Source organism: Kangiella koreensis DSM 16069 (assembly GCF_000024085.1).
In the GTDB taxonomy this organism is placed as follows: Bacteria; Pseudomonadota; Gammaproteobacteria; order Enterobacterales; family Kangiellaceae; genus Kangiella; species Kangiella koreensis.
Genome location: NC_013166.1, coordinates 509549 through 527018 on the forward strand (window position 1 = coordinate 509549; position 17470 = coordinate 527018).

General features: G+C 44.0%; 17 protein-coding genes. 10 read left to right on the top strand and 7 right to left on the bottom strand.

Annotated elements, in window-relative coordinates:
* Positions 1 to 20: 20 nt before the first annotated feature.
* From KKOR_RS02510 to KKOR_RS02520, 3 genes are read left to right on the top strand one after another with little or no spacing between them, the layout of a single operon-like run.
* Positions 21 to 596, top strand: a complete 576-nt coding sequence (locus KKOR_RS02510) for a DUF2889 domain-containing protein (protein WP_012800433.1) — start codon at positions 21 to 23, stop codon at positions 594 to 596.
* Positions 586 to 927 (top strand): YqcC family protein, encoded by a 342-nt coding sequence (locus KKOR_RS02515; RefSeq protein WP_228638718.1) that lies wholly within the window; start codon positions 586 to 588, stop codon positions 925 to 927. Before KKOR_RS02510 ends, KKOR_RS02515 begins: the two co-directional genes overlap by 11 nt.
* A 15-nt stretch (positions 928 to 942) precedes the next feature.
* A complete protein-coding gene (locus KKOR_RS02520) occupies positions 943 to 1305 on the top strand; it encodes a TraR/DksA family transcriptional regulator (RefSeq protein ID WP_012800435.1) in 363 nt (120 codons plus the stop codon).
* An 11-nt stretch (positions 1306 to 1316) separates the two neighbouring features.
* On the opposite strand, the gene KKOR_RS13320 is transcribed toward KKOR_RS02520, so the two are convergent.
* Complete coding sequence (locus tag KKOR_RS13320) at positions 1317 to 1724, bottom strand: MGMT family protein (protein WP_012800436.1); 408 nt, start codon at positions 1722 to 1724, stop codon at positions 1317 to 1319.
* Positions 1725 to 1852: 128 nt separating this feature from the next.
* On the opposite strand from KKOR_RS13320, the gene KKOR_RS02530 reads away from it, so the two are divergent.
* Both KKOR_RS02530 and KKOR_RS02535 read left to right on the top strand, forming a co-directional pair.
* Entirely contained in the window at positions 1853 to 2392 is a 540-nt protein-coding gene (locus KKOR_RS02530) for a DUF937 domain-containing protein (RefSeq protein ID WP_012800437.1), read from the top strand.
* A gap of 413 nt (positions 2393 to 2805) precedes the next feature.
* A complete protein-coding gene (locus KKOR_RS02535) occupies positions 2806 to 4533 on the top strand; it encodes a hypothetical protein (protein WP_012800439.1) in 1728 nt (575 codons plus the stop codon).
* A 61-nt stretch (positions 4534 to 4594) separates the two neighbouring features.
* Here KKOR_RS02535 and KKOR_RS02540 read toward each other — a convergent pair whose 3' ends face one another.
* The 6 genes from KKOR_RS02540 to KKOR_RS02565 all read right to left on the bottom strand — a co-directional run bounded on the left by KKOR_RS02540 (position 4595) and on the right by KKOR_RS02565 (position 11479).
* Positions 4595 to 6610 carry an Ig-like domain-containing protein gene (locus tag KKOR_RS02540; protein WP_012800440.1) on the bottom strand — a complete coding sequence of 672 codons (2016 nt, stop codon included), beginning with the start codon at positions 6608 to 6610 and terminating at the stop codon, positions 4595 to 4597.
* A 165-nt stretch (positions 6611 to 6775) separates the two neighbouring features.
* A complete protein-coding gene (locus tag KKOR_RS02545) occupies positions 6776 to 8122 on the bottom strand; it encodes a sigma-54 interaction domain-containing protein (RefSeq protein ID WP_012800441.1) in 1347 nt (448 codons plus the stop codon).
* Positions 8123 to 8438: 316 nt separating this feature from the next.
* The gene (locus KKOR_RS02550; protein ID WP_012800442.1) at positions 8439 to 8969 is read right to left on the bottom strand and encodes a cytochrome b; all 531 of its coding nucleotides are present in this window, start codon (positions 8967 to 8969) and stop codon (positions 8439 to 8441) included.
* 141 nt (positions 8970 to 9110) lie between these two features.
* Complete coding sequence (asd, locus tag KKOR_RS02555) at positions 9111 to 9962, bottom strand: archaetidylserine decarboxylase (RefSeq protein ID WP_012800443.1); 852 nt, start codon at positions 9960 to 9962, stop codon at positions 9111 to 9113.
* A 104-nt stretch (positions 9963 to 10066) separates the two neighbouring features.
* On the bottom strand, positions 10067 to 11074 hold the full coding sequence (gene rsgA, locus KKOR_RS02560) for a small ribosomal subunit biogenesis GTPase RsgA (protein ID WP_012800444.1): 1008 nt from the start codon (positions 11072 to 11074) through the stop codon (positions 10067 to 10069).
* A 36-nt stretch (positions 11075 to 11110) separates the two neighbouring features.
* Positions 11111 to 11479, bottom strand: coding sequence for a 4a-hydroxytetrahydrobiopterin dehydratase (locus KKOR_RS02565; protein ID WP_012800445.1), 369 nt, complete (start codon positions 11477 to 11479; stop codon positions 11111 to 11113).
* A gap of 201 nt (positions 11480 to 11680) precedes the next feature.
* On the opposite strand from KKOR_RS02565, the gene orn reads away from it, so the two are divergent.
* Genes orn through mutL form a run of 5 tightly spaced genes read left to right on the top strand, consistent with a single transcriptional unit; the run spans position 11681 to position 17454 of the window.
* Positions 11681 to 12229, top strand: coding sequence for an oligoribonuclease (gene orn, locus KKOR_RS02570; RefSeq protein WP_012800446.1), 549 nt, complete (start codon positions 11681 to 11683; stop codon positions 12227 to 12229).
* 23 nt (positions 12230 to 12252) lie between these two features.
* Entirely contained in the window at positions 12253 to 13761 is a 1509-nt protein-coding gene (locus KKOR_RS02575; protein WP_012800447.1) for a bifunctional ADP-dependent NAD(P)H-hydrate dehydratase/NAD(P)H-hydrate epimerase, read from the top strand.
* Positions 13762 to 13791: 30 nt separating this feature from the next.
* On the top strand, positions 13792 to 14271 hold the full coding sequence (tsaE, locus tag KKOR_RS02580; RefSeq protein ID WP_012800448.1) for a tRNA (adenosine(37)-N6)-threonylcarbamoyltransferase complex ATPase subunit type 1 TsaE: 480 nt from the start codon (positions 13792 to 13794) through the stop codon (positions 14269 to 14271).
* Between the two features lie 52 nt (positions 14272 to 14323).
* The gene (locus KKOR_RS02585) at positions 14324 to 15646 is read left to right on the top strand and encodes an N-acetylmuramoyl-L-alanine amidase (protein ID WP_012800449.1); all 1323 of its coding nucleotides are present in this window, start codon (positions 14324 to 14326) and stop codon (positions 15644 to 15646) included.
* A gap of 47 nt (positions 15647 to 15693) precedes the next feature.
* Positions 15694 to 17454 carry a DNA mismatch repair endonuclease MutL gene (gene mutL, locus KKOR_RS02590; protein WP_012800450.1) on the top strand — a complete coding sequence of 587 codons (1761 nt, stop codon included), beginning with the start codon at positions 15694 to 15696 and terminating at the stop codon, positions 17452 to 17454.
* The last annotated feature ends 16 nt before the right edge of the window (positions 17455 to 17470 follow it).

Consider the following 17470-nt stretch of genomic DNA (forward strand, 5'->3'; position numbering starts at 1 on the left):
AACATTAATTGGCATCTGATATGGCGCTATCAAAACCAAACAATCGTAAACCGATTCATTATCGAAATATTCAATGCGACGGCTATCTGAGAGACGATGGCTTGTGGGATATTGAAGCGCACCTGACTGATGATAAAGGTTATCCGTTTCCAACCCTGCAGCGCGGTGTGTTGCAACCGGGTGAATTAGTGCATGAACTGTGGTTAAGGTTAACTTTGGATGACCAGTTGGTGATAAAGAATATTGAGGCGGCCATGCCAATCACACCCTTTAGCATTTGCTCGCAGATTGAGGATAATTATAAAAGTCTAATCGGTCTGCAGGTTGGGCGTGGCTGGATGCAAAAAGCTAAGGAATTGGTAGGTGGTGTTGAAGGCTGCTCACACCTGTTAGAATTACTAAGACCAATGGCGACCACTGCAATTCAGACTATTTATCCATACTTGAACTTTTCAGAGGATGGTCGCTTTCCAATAAGTAATAACGTGTTGAATTCATGTCATAGTTTTTCAGATAGGAATAAAGTTATTAAGGAGTTCTGGCCTGACAAATATCAAGGACAGCGACTTGACGTTCAAGAGGTTAATGATGAGTAGTATCGATTGGCTTACTAAGTACATAGAAATATTTGATAGGATTGAAGAGCATATGCTTGAACTTGAGCTATGGTCAGAGTCACATCCAGGACATCATAAATTGCAGAGCAGCATGCCATTTTGTGTGGATACGTTGCAGCTAGAAGAGTGGTTACAGTTTGTGTTCCTGCCAAAAATGCGTGAGTATGTAGAAGAGGAGCGCTTGCCTCCAGGCCCAGCACAAATTACACCCATCGCAGAAGAGACTTATAAAGACCAACCGGAACTGAAATCATTAATCGAATTGCTTAGAAAGTTTGATGAAATTTCCCATTTAAGCCATCTGCACTAATATAGTAGGTGAATCATGATCAACGACAAGAAAACTGCTCATTACCGAGAAGAGTTACTGCTTATCCAAAAAGAGTTAGTAGAAGCTTTGGGATTGGCTGAAGAAGTCGGTGAAAAAGTGGAGTTAGACCAGGCGCGTTTTGGACGTGTTTCGCGGGGTACTGCGTTGATGGATCAGGCCATGTCCGAAGCAAGTGTTGAGCGTGATAAAAAACGATTAGTTGCAGTGAGAAAAGCACTTAAGCGTATAGAGGAAGGACAGTATGGTTTTTGTCTTGAATGTGATGAGCCGATCAGCGCGAAGCGCCTAGAAGTCGCACCTGAAACAGAGTTGTGCCTTGATTGCCAATCGTTCAAAGAAGAACATGACCGAAAATAGTCGCTGGCTCATTACTTAAAGAATTCTTCTGCGGCAATGTCACCCTCATCGTTTGGATGCGGTGACCAGAAACAATCTGCTGGGGCCTTACCTTTGACAAACTTTACCCCTTCCTTTTTTAATCGTTTTTCTTGCTCAGAGTAATAAGCACTGTCAGCATGAAAAGCGATTCTTCCATCCGAGCCAATCACTCGAAACCAGGGAAGGTCTAAGTCACTATGCGCTAAACCAAGTGCTTTGCTGACATGTCGAGCGTGACGTGGAAAGCCAGCCAGCTTTGCAATTCGACCATAGCTACTGACTTTACCAACAGGGATTTGTTTAACCCAGTAATACACCTGCTGCCGAAAGTGCTGCATTCGATCCTGGGTGGGTGCCTCTAATTTTTGTTGTGCAATCTTTTTTGATTTGGCTGGCATATCAATAAGTTGACCTAAGTCAGGAGCTAAGGAGGTGCTATTAATGGGGTTTGATTATATCGATTTTCAGGAATATAGTGGAGTTATAAAGTTCAAATTCTGACCTTAAGTTGGAGCAGGAGAAAGCAATGATAACACTGATGGAGCTCATATTTGGTAATGATGATCGGCCAACGGATCAAAGGCCATTGCAGGAAATTGGTGTTAAATATAACTTACACCAGGAGCAGCTACATCGGGTGATGGAGCTATATCTGCAGGCAATGCTTAAAGGTTTGCAGGATAATGTTAGTTACGGTGGGCTGGATGCTTTAATGGATGCCCTGGGTCGCAATAAGAGCGAAGAGTTTTTGAAGTACCCTCATCAGATCATAGAGTCAAAAGCGGTCGATAACGGTAACTATATTCTGGGTCATATACTTAAAGAAAAAGATGTTAGCCGTGACCTGGCAACCAGTGTTTCACGAAGAACAGGCATTGATCAGGACACTCTGGAAATTGTTTTACCGATTACTGCAACTTTCATGATGGGGCGTTTGGGTCTGTATCTTGATGATATCGAAGATAGTCAGAAGCGAGATACTTTGCTGGATATTTTACAAATTGAAGAAGGCACCAGTTTGCGCGAAATGATTGTGCAAAAGCAGAAGCAACTGTATGGGGAGTAGGTACAACATATAAACAGGCCCCGACCTAAAGTCTATTAATGTTGCTGTTGAAATATGATTCCCAATTTTAGGAAAAATATAACTCCATAATATTCTTATGATTTTTCTATCAGTCAGTGATATTTAGTGATTTCTGGATAATTAATGTTTCAAAAGTGGAACAGCCAAATGCTTCCTAACTAGCTGTTTTTAAGCGCTTTCCATTATGTGAACAATAAGCTGTACCATATCTGCAACTGATACTACGAATCACCCATTCAAAAAACTCATCTTTAATGAACCTTTTTCTTACTTTTAAAACACTTACCATTTTTGGCACGCTCCTTGCTTGTATTACTTGTGTCTGACCTGGAATCGACGACGTCGACTACTGGAAGGTCGGTATTCATAGGATCAAAAAAGGAGAATTTACTATGAACATTAAACGATGGACGCTTGCCTGTTCAATGGCGTTATTTACGGCAACCAGTGCTTTTGCATTGGACCCGGCGGATAGCGTGGAATTGGATGGTAATGCGATAAAAGACACAGCTCTGGATGACTGGCAAAATATCAATTTAGGCGTAAGTTCTGCCGCAGTGGCTACTGGCGTGGTCAGTGATTTACCACCGGCAACCATATTCTGGAAAGGTGGTTCGAAAGACACTGAAGATGTTACGCAATGGTGGTACAAAGATGGTTCTGTACCTGATAAGGATGATCTGAGAAATGGTTATGCAGCGGCTTATTTTCTTCCAAAAATGGGCGGCGGTAATGATTTGGTCTTTTACTTCGGTGCAGAGCGTTACGCGAATAATGGTGATGCCATTATGGGGTTCTGGTTCTTTCAGGATCAGGTCGGCCCTGATGGTAACAACCGTTTTACCGGAGAGCATAAAGAAAATGATTTATTTATTGTGATGGAATACCCACAAGGCACTAATGCTCAGCCTTTCGTACAAGTAATGCGCTGGGTGAATAGTGGTGGTGACGTCGATGATAATCTACAACTGTTATATTCATCAGGCGACGCAGGTTCCAAATGTAATACGGCTACCGACTCTGGTGTAGCCTGTGCAATTACCAATGACAACCAAGAGTTGGCAGGAGTGGCTAACGGTCTGTGGCCTTATGAGAACAAATCAGGAATCCCTGATGCCTATCCTCATGAATCACTGTTTGAAGGAAGGTTAAATGTGACTCAGGCCCTGTTGAACGCTGGAGTAAACGAAGCTCCTTGTTTCAGTAGTTTCCTAATTGAAACACGTTCTTCACGTTCTGAGACTGCACAGTTGAAAGACTTCCTCGGAGGTCAGTTCCCATTGTGTAGTATTGAGGTGGCAAAAACCTGTAGTGCTTCTGCCTTAACCGCCGATAACAAGTTCACGATTGATTATACAATCAGCTTGACCAATAGCGGTGTTGGTAGCATTGGCGCTGGTGAAGTCATTACTATTGATGACCAACCTAGTGACGGTGCTGCATTCCAGTTGACACCTGCGGTAAGCAGCTTGACTGGTGGTGCTGATGGCTGGGCTCCTAACGAAGTGCTGCAAGTGTCGGGGCAATATGTCTCTGACGTTAACGGCGGTATGAACACTGTCGATGCGTTCGTGACATTTGGCAGCTCAAGCATTACGGCAGATCAATATACGACTGGTTGTGATTCGCTATCACTCTCTCCAGCGATCTCAGTCAATAAGCTTTGCGATTTGTCGTTAACACAAACAGGCAACCTGGTAGCTGTGCAAAAAGACTATTCAGTGGATGTCTGTAACACCGGTGATACACCACTTGATGTCATATTAACTGATAATAAGGATTTGGCCTTGAATGAAAGCTTCTCGCTGGATTTCCCAAAAACCTGTCTGATTGACGTTGATTGTGGTGCAGGTTATACCTGTAATGCTGGTGGTTTCTGTGAGGACGGAGACGGATTCCTGGAAGGTAACTTCGGTGGAAGTGTCTGTGCAACTCGTACAGGAACGTATCTACCATCAGAGCTACCGGTAGGTAGTGATGGTAACTTGACTAACCAAGCTTCGGTTTCTGCGACATCTCCTGTTGCAGCCCCTGGCGATATCGGCTCTGACTCGAACCCTATCCAGGATTCCGATTCAGCAACCTGTGACTTGTGCCCTCTACCTCAACCAGAGGAGTAGGATTCCAGGCGCAGCACAACGGGGGCTTCGGCCCCCGTTTCTTTTGTCTTAAAAGTTGGCTTTATTTATTTTTGCCGCCACCTTTACCACCGCCTTTACCTCCCCCTGTAGTAGTATCGGAGTTGTCACCATCATTAGTACTATTCTCAAGGCTGATCTGAACCAATGCCGTCGAAGTTAGCTGCCCATCGCTGATGGTATAGCTGAAACCGTCGCTGTCTTTAAAGGGCTTACCAGGAATATAGGTTAAGCTATTGTCGGCATTTAGAATGACATCACCTTTCGAACCTTGCTCAACTCCTATGATCGTAAGGTTATCGCCATCAGGGTCATAGTCATTAGCCAATGGGAAAAAGGTCATGCTGGTTTTGCCAGGCAATATGACCGCATCGTTTTCAGCAACCGGTGCAGTATTACTGGCAACTGTCTGCTCCTCGACAGTAACCGAAGCATTATGTTGGTCATTTTGTAACGTCTGACCATGAGATACTTTACTGGTAACTGCATAGTCGCCTGATGGAGCATTAGCATCAACCGCAAGCCATAAGCTGACTTCCTGACTTGCACCCGGAGCAAGAGTTACACTCGAATAATTAAAGTCACCATTGATATAGCTATCCATGGTTGAAGACAGATTAAAGTTCGAAGAGCTACACTCGGAGCTATCACGATTGGTAACCTTGTAAACAATTTCAAAGTTGCTGCCAGCATTGGTCGCAATAGATGTATTGCTGAGTGGTTCAATAGACGGAACCTGGTTTTGACAAATAGCAGGTGTCTGTCCGTAATTAACCTGCATCACGGCACTGCTCGCATCGCTTGCAGCCAGAGTTATGCTGACGTCATTAGCAGAGTCATGATAAGTTTGCCCCGGTTGCAGGGTGATATCTGTCCAGCTCAATGTCTCAGGTGTAGTGTCTAAAAGATAACTGTCGTTAGGAGCATGATCAGTTCCTTCACGCAAACGAATACCCGTTAAAAATAGCGGGTAACTGTCCGCAAGATGAGTATCAAAACCAATCGCCTGACGATATTCAACGTAGTACCACTCGTTCTGACCACTGGTTTTAGTCTGCTTAAAAATTTTCGCAATCTTAGTATTATCGTCATTGGTTTCTAATGGCGACAGCACCACTTCACTGCTTTGTGTGATGGTGGCAACTTTGTTATTCATCCAGCCTAACTGTTCTTTCTGGAAGGCATTAAAATGATTCGTTTCACGAGCGTTGCCCATGCCACTGATGTAGTCACCATAATCACCAACCGCACAACCAGAGTCTGCCGTAACTTGAGTTCCGCAGTCTTTGCTGTGCGCATGATATAAGCCAAGGTTATGTCCCAGCTCATGATGAATAACATCGGACTCAAAACGTTTAATCCATGATAATGAGCCTTGCACATTAGCTTTACCTGACCAGGTACAATTAGGGTGTGTTGGAATGACGTACATCACGTGATCATAATTTGCTGGCTCATAACCACGCTGACGAATAATCGCATCAGCAGCATTGCTGATAGCATAAGTATCGCAGGTGCTGACATCGACATCCACCGTAACAGGCTCGAGCGCAAGCCCAGACAAACCAAATTGCTGGTAAGAGCTTTCTAAGAAATATTGATTCGCGGTATTGAATAGTGCATCGAACAGCTGTGCTGAGGTAAAACGCACAATCGGATTGATGGCAAAGTTGACTTCAGCCACCAATAATTGATGAGTACCGGTTACCGCAATTGCTTCAGTCGTAGCTTGTATAGATGAACCGGAAGACTCATCCAGTAACAGACTGACTGAGTCAGAAGAAGCTTTTAACTTACCTTTATCATTTAGCTGGCCATGAACTCTGACTTTTTGACTGGAGGCTAACCAATGTGGAACTTTATCAAAGATTACCTCGGTCGCTTTGCCCTGACTGTTGACCAGACGGTAGGACAGTTCACTTCGTTTGTTGACGAAGTCATCTTCAATGTTAATGGTAATGGTTCCTTCCACGACATTATCCTTTGCTAAGCTCCCTGCACTAAATAAAGACACAAAGATGCCCGCAGACGCCAGCGCGCCTTTTAAAAGATAATTCATGTTTAACCTCTTGTAGGTGATTGGATAGGATGATTCACGGAGCCAATCATAGGTAGGTCAGGTGTAAAAATAAATGACAGAATCGAACAATTGATTGAATTTTGTACAAAGTGAGAGGTGGCCTGAGAGAGGCTTGTGATGGTTAAGACATTTTTCCCAATTTTGTTACATAGGGATGTTGTGTTTATTTAACAGCCGGTAAAGACTGGTTCTTGAGATGCCTAGATTTTTAGCGGCTAGGGTGTGATTATAGCCAGATTTTTCAATTGACAGAATGAGGGTTTCTTTCTCCGCTTTGTCTTTAGCTTCTTTCAAACTGACAATGTTCTGATGGTTGCTAAATGACAAGTCCATGTGCTTTTCAGTAATTAAATTTCCTTCAGACAGAATCACAGCACGGCGGATTCGATTCATCAGTTCGCGGACATTACCAGGCCAACGGTATTGATTCATGGCATTCAAGCAACGCTGAGTAAAAGTTTTGTGCATATGTCCTTCACAAAACTGACTTAAAAAGTGATTTGCCAGTTCAGGTATGTCTTGACGGCGATGGCGTAAAGCTGGCATATGCAGAGTGAGAACATTAATGCGATGGTAAAGGTCTTCGCGAAAGTTACCTTCTTCGACAGCTTTTTCAAGATTGACATTAGTTGCCACGACAATACGGCAGTCAACGGTAATACTTTTGACACTGCCCAATCGTTCGATTTGGTTCAACTCAAGAAAGCGTAACAAGTTAACCTGAAGATTCAGTGGAAGATCGCCAATTTCATCCAGAAACACAGTGCCGCCATCTGCAGCTTCGATACGGCCAATTTTTTTAGTATCTGCATTAGTAAAGGCACCTTTTTCGTGACCAAACAATTCTGAATAAAATAAAGTTTCAGGAATTGCGGCGCAATTAATGGCAATAAATGGGCCTTGCTTACGACGCGAACGTTGATGGATTTTGCGGGCGGCAAGCTCCTTTCCTGTACCGCTTTCACCGGTAATTAAAACGGTGGCATCTTCCATGGAAATTTTGTTGATGGTGCGTTTAATTTGTACTGTTGATGGAGAGCGGCCAATAATATCATCGCTATCCTGTGGCACCTGCAGTTGATTGAGCTGCTTATTTTGTAATTCGGCCATACCGAAAGCATGCCCAACAGTAGCTAAAAAGTAATCGTAGCGAAGCGGTTCTCGATGGTAGTCGTAGAATAAATGTGAGAAGAGAAAGTTGGGGTGATCTTCTAACCAGTTTTCGTGAGGTATAATAGCAATCCACTTGGTTGCCATGTTCATTGACGCCATTTCTTCGTATTCTGTAATGGCCGGCTCTGACTCTACTGATAAAAAAATGACAACAACTTCAAACAGGTGGTGTTGAAATAGTTTTTTAAACTGACTTTTTTCCTGAGTAAAAAAGATTTGCCAGCCGTTATTTTTCAACTGTTCGCTGAGTTCTTGTGCGGAATCGCCCTTCCCAAATACCAGGATTGAGCGACTATCATGTGGAGAGTGGTCGAGCATTCCTTGCCTCCCAACCTGAAAATAATCACACTAAAAAAAGCTTGTGAAAGCTAGTAATAATAGTTTAACAAGTTTAAAGGAGTATTATATCAAATCTCATTTAAAATGACCTAGAAATAGATCGATAAACGCAAGTTTCAAGCAAAAAAAGTTTAGGGAATAGTGTCAGTTTGTTTTACTTAAAGCGGTATACAAGTTGAAAATCTTTACAGACAAAATATGAGTTTTTGAAATTGATTATTGATAGGATAAATTAAAAGGCTTCCATATGATAAGAAGCCTTTTAAAAGTGTATGAGATCGCAACATATTTGTGATTATAGCATCCGTCTTAAAACATCAGTGTCAGATCCTTTATCAAACCAGCGGTGTTTGATTGTTCCTGCCAAGTGTAAAATAATTAATAATAAAAGTGAGTAAGCAAGGACTTCGTGGAACTCATGCATCAGATGTGCAGTATCCTCGTTATCAGCAACTAAGCTCGGAATTGGGACTCCAAACCACTCAACTTCAAAGCCCTGATAATCTGATGAGAGATATCCAACTATCGGAATCGCAATCATTAATACATAGAACAGGAAGTGGGTAATTTTGGTCAGCCATTTTTCCCAGGTTGCCAGACCAGCAGGTAAGGGTGGGTTCTTTGATAATAGCCTTACGATGATTCTTATAATCACCAGTCCCAGTACCGTGATACCGAAAGATTTATGGACTGGATAGATTTCATATTTGATTTCACTTTCCATTGGCAAGCTGGCCATATACCAGCCAACGCCTATCATTACCAGCAGCATCAGTCCGATCAGCCAGTGCAGTATCCGCATCGTCAGTGAGTATTTTTCTTGCATAACGTTTTCCCCATTTGGTTATGAAGCATCAATATAAAATGCTTCATGGGAAAATAGCAAGTAAAGAGAGTGAGGAGGTTGTTGTGAGTTAATCAGGCTGGATTAATTATTGAAGTCGTAAACCCAGCCAAAAGGTTCAAATTATTTTTTATAAGCTATCGGTTGGCCCATAACCGTTGGCGCATAGGCCTTCATATTTTTGTGCCACTCAAGAGTATCTTTAGGGAATAACAGGACAATGGTAGAGCCTAGTTTAAAGCGGCCCATTTCTTCACCTTTCTTAAGACTAACTTCGCCTTTATCGTAATCCCAGCTTTGCACTTCTTTGCGTGTTGGCGGGGTGACCGTGCCATGCCAAACTGTTTCAACACTACCCACAATGGTTGCGCCGACTAAAACCATCGCCATAGGGCCAAGTTCAGTATCAAACATGGCAACTACACGCTCGTTGCGGGCGAACAGGTTAGGTACTTTGCGTGCGGTAAGTGGGTTAACACTAAATAAATTTCCTGGTACATGAATCATTCTAGTAAGCTCACCGTCAATCGGCATATGCAGGCGGTGATAATCTTTTGGAGCAAGATAAACAGTTGCGAATTCTCCATCTTGAAAGGGGGCGGCTAATTCTGCGTCGCCACCAAGTAATGTTTTAGCGGAATAAGTATGACCCTTGGCCTGGAAAATATAACCATTGTCGATCTTTCCTAATTGGCTGACAGCGCCATCGGCAGGATGAACAATTGATTTCTCGTCAGAATCAATCGGTCTGACCTCAGACTTTAATGAGCGGGTGAAAAAATCATTGAAGGTTTTATAGTCTTCTGGGTTTTCGCGTTCGGCTATGCTCATATCAATGCCGTATTTTTTGATAAACCATTTAATAAAAGCATTCTTTATTCTTATATTTTCGCTTTCGGCAATCTTTCCCATCAGCAAAGAAATTCCATGTTGCGGGATAAGGTATTGAGTTAAGACTTTTAATGTATCGGACATAAGTTTAATAGTTCCGTGGAAATTGGCGACATTGTAGCCTAAATATAATCGTTAGACTATCTGGCGGCTAGGAGCTGTGGTCGTTGGATAATCACAGCGCCAGCCTATATATAGGGTTGATCAAAGTGCTGGATCAAGTGCTGATAATTCTTTAACCGGCTCGCGGCAATGGCTCCATCTTTAGCGGCAGCAAGTACAGCACACCCTGGTTCATTTAGGTGCTTACAATCGCGAAATTTACACTGCTCACCAATGGTTGAAATTTCAATAAAGCCCTGCTTAATATCGTGATCTTCGAGATGCCATAAGCCAAATTCACGAACACCTGGAGAGTCAACCAGATAGGTGGCTGCGTCGAGACGGTAAAGCCTGGAGGCGGTGGTGGTATGAGTACCAAGCCCCGAGGTACCTGAAACTTCACCGGTGGCAATTTCCATATTAGGGAATAGATAACCAATCAAGGTTGATTTGCCCACCCCCGACTGACCGGCCAACAATAATTGTTTGCCAGTTAAGTTTCTAACCAACTGCTCAACGCCTTCGCCTGTATTGGCACTAATATAATAAATGGGATACCCAAGATCTTGGTAAAGCTGCAGACGTTTTTTGATGGACTCTTTTTCTTCATTATCCACCGTGTCCCACTTATTCATAATGATCCACACTGGCAGCTCACTGGACTGTGCGGCTACCAGGTAACGGTCTAGCAGAACTTCTGAGAATGCAGGCTCCGGTGCTAATAGCAACGCAATTAAATCAATGTTCGCTGCTACGGGTTTAACTCCGTGATGTGGAGTGGGGCGTTTCAGTAGTGAGCGTCGTGGTTCGAGTTCAACCAGAACCCCGGTGGGTAGTTCCTTCTGACGTCGAAACCAGGCTCGATCACCGACGACCGGCACTTCATTAGATTTACGCAAGAAGCAACGAATGGTCTCGAAATTCTCATCAGCAATATCAACCTGTTGACCGAAGCGACTGATCACAATGCCTTGCTCAGGATCGAGCAGACTTTCTTCGTCAATATTTCGGTCAACCTTTTCTTTTATATAGGTAGCTTGCTTGTCTGGTTTTTTACGCCAACGTTTTGAGGATTTCTTTTCAGGTTTTGCCAAGACAAGTTACCTTCTTTAAGTGAAATTGAACGGTGATTAGTCGTCTAAAAAATTCGGGCCGAAAGTGCCGTTATTATCTAAGGCATCAATATGTGCTGCGCAAATTAAATCATTCATACAGACGCTGTTACCGGCATCATGAGTGGTGTAGCGTACCAGGCAATGACCATAACTTACTTCAAGATCAGGATGATGTGCTTGTTTATTCGCAATCCATGCAACAGCATTAACAAAGGCCATAGTGTGATAATAGTTTTTGAATTTAAATTTGCGATAGATAGCGCCGGTTTTATCATCAAATTGCCAGTTGCTTAATTGCTCACTCATCAACTGTTGGCGTTTTTCATTATCAAGCGGGCTTCTTGCTTCATCATTGTGAACACATTGCTGTTGTGCAAGTTGCATAGTATCTCCTGTTAAATAGTTCAAACCGTAGTGTAAATAAGCTTAACTTGCTTAATACAATAAGCAAATCTGCTTACTCACGCGCTTCCATACAAGCGCAAAAACTGCGACTATAATAGCTGAAAAACTCACTAGTATGGAGCTAAGCTGAGTATAATGACTATTATTGTAACGATTAGGCGTAACGATTAGGAGCTGGTTTTGACAAAAAATGACGATAATTTGATTTGGGTTGACCTAGAGATGACTGGTCTTGACCCAGAAACGGATGTAGTGATTGAAATTGCCACCATTGTTACTGATAAGGATTTGAATATTCTTGAGGAAGGCCCGGTAATCGCGATTCATCAGTCTGATGAAGTGCTCGACAATATGAATGAATGGTGTGTGGTTCAGCATGGCAAGTCGGGCCTGACCGAGCGAGTGCGTCAAAGTAGCATCAATGAAGACCAAGCCAGCGATCTGACCTTGGAATTTCTAAAGAAGTGGATTGATGAAGGCAAGTCACCGATGTGTGGTAATAGTATCTGTCAGGATCGACGCTTCATGGTTAAACATATGCCAAAACTGGAAGCTTATTTCCACTATCGTCATATCGATGTCAGCACCTTAAAAGAATTAGCGCGTCGTTGGAAGCCATCAATCCTCAATGGATTAACTAAAGGTGCGACACATTTGGCCTTAGATGATATTCGCGAGTCGATTGAAGAATGCCGCTATTATCGAGAGCACTTTATCGACCTTAATTAGATTTAACTGGCTAAGGATAGTTTATGCATCCCGTATTTAAAGCAGACAGCATTAAAGTGATAGAGCAGGCGGCTGCTAAAGCGCAAGGCTTTGCTCTGTTTGAGTTGATGCAAAGAGCGGGGCGTGCAGCTTACGACTGTCTGGAAAGAGAGTGGCCTTTGGCCCATCGCATAGTGGTGGTGACTGGTTCTGGCAATAATGCGGGCGACGGTTTGGTGCTGGCTCGATTGGCCACTGAAGCGGGAATGCAGGTCACGCTGGTGCCTATCAAACCATTGGACGAATTAAGAGGTGATGCCGCAACGGCCTGGAAGCAACTTGAGTCATTGAACCTAACTCAACGCGAACCAGATGCAATGATATTTGAACAGGCTGACGTGATTGTTGATGCCCTGCTCGGAACTGGGTTCAATGGTCAGTTGCGCGACAATTATGCGGAAGTTATCGAACAAATCAATCAAGCCGGAATACCCGTGTTAGCACTGGATTTACCAAGTGGCGTTTACGCGGATTCCGGCTTGTGTAGTGAGCCGCATATTCAAGCCGACCATACGGTGAGTTTTATTTTCTACAAGGTGTGCCAGGTCATCAATGAAGGTCTGGCGGCTCAAGGTGAACTGCATTTGGCATCACTGGGCGTCAGTCAGTCGCATTTTCATCAACAACAACCCGTCGCCTGGAAGCAGTCTTATTCCGATGTGATTGATGAGATCCCTGAGCGCAGCGCCACGGCTTACAAGCATGCTTGTGGCCACTTGTTATGTGTGGGTAGTGATTTCACCATGGGCGGAGCCATTATGTTGGCAACAGAAACAGCACTCCGCAGTGGAGCTGGATTAGTAACGACTTTCTTACATCCCGATAATCGAAGTGCGGCGCTGGGATTTTGTCCAGAAGCCATGTGGCATGGTGTGGCGTTTGAAGAGCTGAGTTTTAATAGTCTGATTGATGCCAACCCGAAACATTTTGATGCCATGGTTTTGGGGCCTGGTCTTGGTCGTAGTGAATGGGGGCGGCAGGTATTTGAGCAGTCTTTTGCATTCGCTAGACAGCAAAAAATGCCTTGCCTGATTGATGGTGATGGTCTGTATTGGCTTCAGCTGTTTCTTGAACAAGAGCCAAAGTTGGAGTTGCCACAGCCACTGATTGTAACGCCGCACGTTGGCGAAGCCGCTCGCCTGTTAAGCTGGGATACAGCCAAAGTCAGCGAGGATAGAATTAGTGCCGCTCAAGCTATCGCCGATGGTTATAATTGCATCTGTTTGTTAAAAGGCGCAGGAACGATTTTAGCGGATGGGCAGCAGGTGGTGATTGCTGGTGGTGCTCACCCAGCGATGGCAACCGCAGGTTTAGGGGATGTGTTGAGTGGATTGATCGGTTCATTGATAGTGCAAGGCATGTCGCCCTGGGATGCTACCCGAGTTGCGACATCCATCCACTTTACTGCCGGCGTTGAAGTAGCCAGAGACAGAGTGCGCGGCATGTTGGCCTCGGAATTAATTGAAAGTATCCATTATTGGGTCAACCGTTAACTTATAGAGCTGGAGCTCAGGTTTAAATTGATGCAGAACATTCGAGTAGATTTATCAGATGAATCACAAACGGTATTGATGGGGCAGAAGTTAGCTGCTTGTATCAAGGCACCGATGACGATCTATTTTAAAGGTGAGCTGGGCGCTGGTAAGACAACCCTGGTGCGGGGGATTTTACGTGGCTTTGGTTATCAGGGCGCAACCAAGAGTCCGACCTATACCTTGGTTGAACCTTATGAACTAGTGGACGTCACAATTTATCACTTTGATTTGTACCGTTTATCCGATCCTGAAGAACTGGAATTTATTGGTATTCGAGAGTATCAACAGCCAGATTCGATCATGCTGATTGAATGGCCCGATAAAGGCAAAGGCATGATTCCAAAGCCTGATTTAGTGATAGAACTGGATTATAACGATGAAGGGAGAAGGGTTAACCTTTCGTCTGAACACACAGAGTTAATGCAAAAACTGGCAAAAAGCTGTGATTTTATGCCAAAATCGGGGTAGTGCACGGGAAGTTGCATACCAACAGACATTAGAGAAATGACATAAAGATAATATGATGAGAAAGTGGCTGACAGTTTTAGCAAGCGTGTTTATGCTCGCGCTGAGTATATCGGTTGCTGAGGCATCGATTATAAAGAGTATGCGGTTCTGGCAATCGCCGGAATCAACCCGTGTTGTCCTTGATTTATCCTCTCCTGTTACTCATGAAGTCAGTATTCTTAAAAATCCTGATCGTATTGTGGTTGATATTCCCGGTGCTAATGTCAACGTCGACCTCAATCAATTGGATATTCAAAGTGATTTAGTCAAACGTGTACGACAAAGTACGCCGCCAAGAGATGGCGTTCTACGCTTGGTGCTAGACCTCAACAAAGCAGCTCAACCGAAAAGTTTCTCGTTAAAACCCTACCAAGAGTACGGCGATCGTCTGGTGATTGATTTGTTCGATGAAAATCGCCAGGAAGTAAAGCCACCAGCTGTGAATCGATCCGGTGATCGTGACATTGTTGTGGCCGTTGATGCTGGTCATGGTGGTGAGGACCCAGGAGCCATGGGCGGGCGAGGCACTAAGGAAAAGGATGTTGTATTGGCTTTATCCAAAGAGTTAGTCGCTGAGCTTAATAAAACGCAAGGGGTTAAAGCCTTCTTGACCAGAACCGGCGATTATTATTTACCCCATCGCAAGAGAACCGATTTAGCGAGATTGCAGCGAGCAGATTTATTCGTGTCGGTTCATGCTGATGGCTTTAAAAGTCCTAAGGCAAAAGGTGCTTCGGTTTGGGTCTTGAACTTGCATGGCGCAAAGTCGGAAGTGGCGCGTTGGATGCAGATGCAGGAAGAAAAATCTGAACTGCTGGGTGGTGTTGATAGTTCAGTGGTTTTATCCAATTATGATAATTCGGTTAAGTCAGTATTGCTCGATTTGCAAATGGAAAACTCGATTACCGAAAGTACTAAGGTGGCTAAAATTGTACACGGCGCTATGAGTAAAGTGGTGCCGAAAATGCATAAAAAACATGTTGAAGAAAACTCTTTGCTGGTATTAAAAAACCCAGATATCCCATCTATTTTGGTTGAGTTAGGATTTATCACCAACCCTGAAGAAGAGGCGTTGATGAAAACAGCCTCCTATCGCAAGAAGTTAGCCAGAGGTGTTGGCGATGGTATCGTCGATTACTTTAAGAGACATGCTCCTGATGGCACTTTATTCGCCTCACTGTATCGTCAAAACATTTATCATGTACAACGTGGCGATAGCCTAATCAAAGTGGCAAGACGCTTTAACGTGTCAGTGCGTGATTTGAAAACGGCTAATAAATTATCCACTAACGTGGTGAAGATTGGGCAAAAACTCGTTATTCCAACTGCTGAATAGTGTGTGTATCAGCAGATGCATTTACCTACTAACTTTGAATTCTTTTAATGGCTATTCATAAGCTCTCACCTTTAGTTGCTAACCAGATTGCTGCTGGCGAAGTGGTCGAGCGGCCAGCATCGGTTGTTAAAGAGCTACTGGAAAATGCGATTGACGCCAAGGCAGATCGTATTCAAATTGATATCGAACGAGGTGGAACACGCCTTATTCGCGTCACTGATAACGGCGAAGGCATCAGTCGTGATGAATTAGAACTTGCTTTGGCGCGCCATGCGACGAGTAAGATTGAGCATTCCGATGATTTGAAAGCTATTTATACTTTAGGCTTCCGCGGTGAGGCATTAGCCAGTATTAGTTCGGTTGCTAAATTAAAGCTAAGTTCAAGACCACAGGCCCAGGACATGGGGTGGTCAGCGATTGCCGAAGGTCTGGATATGCAGGTTAAGTTGCAGCCGCAATCATTGCCAGCAGGCACTATTGTTGAAGTGCGCGATCTGTTTTTTAATACTCCCGCCCGTCAAAAGTTCCTGCGTGCCGAGCGCACCGAGTTTGTGCATATTGAAGAAACGGTTAAAAGAATTGCTTTGGGTTCACCTCATGTCGCGATTACCTTAAGGCACAACAGTAAAGTGGTGAAGCGGGTTCCTGCAGCCCATAATTCTGAGCAACATCAACAACGCATTGGCTCCATTCTCGGAGCATCTTTTTTACGTGAAGCCATCAAGTTAGACAGTACTATTGATGCTACTCGCCTTTATGGTTGGTTATCACCAGTGGACTGGCATCAAAGTTCTAGTCTTGGTCAATATGTTTTTGTGAATGGCCGTGCCGTACGTGATCGCACATTAAATCATGCCATTCGCCAGGCATACCATGACCGCTTACCAGCGGGGCGTATGCCAGCTTACGTTTTGTATCTTGAACTGGAAGCGTCGCAGGTTGATGTGAATGTGCATCCGACTAAGCACGAAGTCCGATTTTCCAATGGTCGCCAGGTACATGACTTTATGAGTCATGCCGTTGAAGAGGCTCTGCTGGAGCAAGGCGAGATGCTTGAGCTTAATCAGCATGCGGTGGGCGATAATGAAGAGCTGGTTTATATGCGGCCGTCACACTCAGTCGCTCAACCTACGACAAAAGATGATCCTTATTTCACGCCACGCCATAAGGCGGGTGCCTTCTCACAACAGAGAGCTGATCATGTTGCTGATAGCAGTCCTGCTCAATATCGTCCGCAGCAAAGTTGTCAGTGGCCACAAAAGCCGAAAGTTAGTTCTAAATTAGCATCAGGGAATAGCTGGGTATTGCATGATCGTTTACTGCTGCAACAAACGGAGGAAGGCATCAAAGCCCTCGATTTAAAAGCTTACTTTTGTCAGCACATTAGTGACTGTCTACATAGTGAATGGCAACAAGGTGAAGTGAAACAACGACTTATGCTGTTTCCACTCAGGTTAGGAATTCCAGCTGATAATGTCAGTGATGAATTTATTAATCAGTGGCAGAAAGCTGGTTTTGAAATGACATTAACCGGCCCGAAAACGCTAGTGGTCAGAAAAGTGCCCAGTTGTGTCTTGCACATCGATTTACAGCAGTGGTTGCAAGAAGTTGTTTATCAGGCGGTCAGTAAAAACTTATCGACAGCTGATTGGCAAAAACAACTTATGAAAAGCTTACAGCAGTACTGGGCACCGGACAGTCAGACCCACTGGCTTGAGGAGTTAGCTCATTTACCCTGGACCAAATCTAGCTTTTGCAAACGTTATACCGCTGAGCAGCTATTAGAGCTGTTAGTGAGTCCTCATTAACGGTCTTTAATCGGTA

Excerpts from the sequence above, each read along its gene's own strand:
- KKOR_RS02545 (WP_012800441.1), bottom strand. The coding sequence starts at position 8,122 with ATGCTCGACCACTCTCCACATGATAGTCGCTCAATCCTGGTATTTGGG.
- KKOR_RS02585 (WP_012800449.1), top strand. The coding sequence starts at position 14,324 with ATGATGAGAAAGTGGCTGACAGTTTTAGCAAGCGTGTTTATGCTCGCG.
- KKOR_RS02520 (WP_012800435.1), top strand. The coding sequence starts at position 943 with ATGATCAACGACAAGAAAACTGCTCATTACCGAGAAGAGTTACTGCTT.
- KKOR_RS02510 (WP_012800433.1), top strand. The coding sequence starts at position 21 with ATGGCGCTATCAAAACCAAACAATCGTAAACCGATTCATTATCGAAAT.
- mutL (WP_012800450.1), top strand. The coding sequence starts at position 15,694 with ATGGCTATTCATAAGCTCTCACCTTTAGTTGCTAACCAGATTGCTGCT.
- KKOR_RS02550 (WP_012800442.1), bottom strand. The coding sequence starts at position 8,969 with ATGCAAGAAAAATACTCACTGACGATGCGGATACTGCACTGGCTGATC.
- KKOR_RS02575 (WP_012800447.1), top strand. The coding sequence starts at position 12,253 with ATGCATCCCGTATTTAAAGCAGACAGCATTAAAGTGATAGAGCAGGCG.
- asd (WP_012800443.1), bottom strand. The coding sequence starts at position 9,962 with ATGTCCGATACATTAAAAGTCTTAACTCAATACCTTATCCCGCAACAT.
- KKOR_RS13320 (WP_012800436.1), bottom strand. The coding sequence starts at position 1,724 with ATGCCAGCCAAATCAAAAAAGATTGCACAACAAAAATTAGAGGCACCC.
- KKOR_RS02535 (WP_012800439.1), top strand. The coding sequence starts at position 2,806 with ATGAACATTAAACGATGGACGCTTGCCTGTTCAATGGCGTTATTTACG.
- tsaE (WP_012800448.1), top strand. The coding sequence starts at position 13,792 with ATGCAGAACATTCGAGTAGATTTATCAGATGAATCACAAACGGTATTG.
- KKOR_RS02515 (WP_228638718.1), top strand. The coding sequence starts at position 586 with ATGATGAGTAGTATCGATTGGCTTACTAAGTACATAGAAATATTTGAT.
- KKOR_RS02540 (WP_012800440.1), bottom strand. The coding sequence starts at position 6,610 with ATGAATTATCTTTTAAAAGGCGCGCTGGCGTCTGCGGGCATCTTTGTG.
- KKOR_RS02530 (WP_012800437.1), top strand. The coding sequence starts at position 1,853 with ATGATAACACTGATGGAGCTCATATTTGGTAATGATGATCGGCCAACG.
- KKOR_RS02565 (WP_012800445.1), bottom strand. The coding sequence starts at position 11,479 with ATGCAACTTGCACAACAGCAATGTGTTCACAATGATGAAGCAAGAAGC.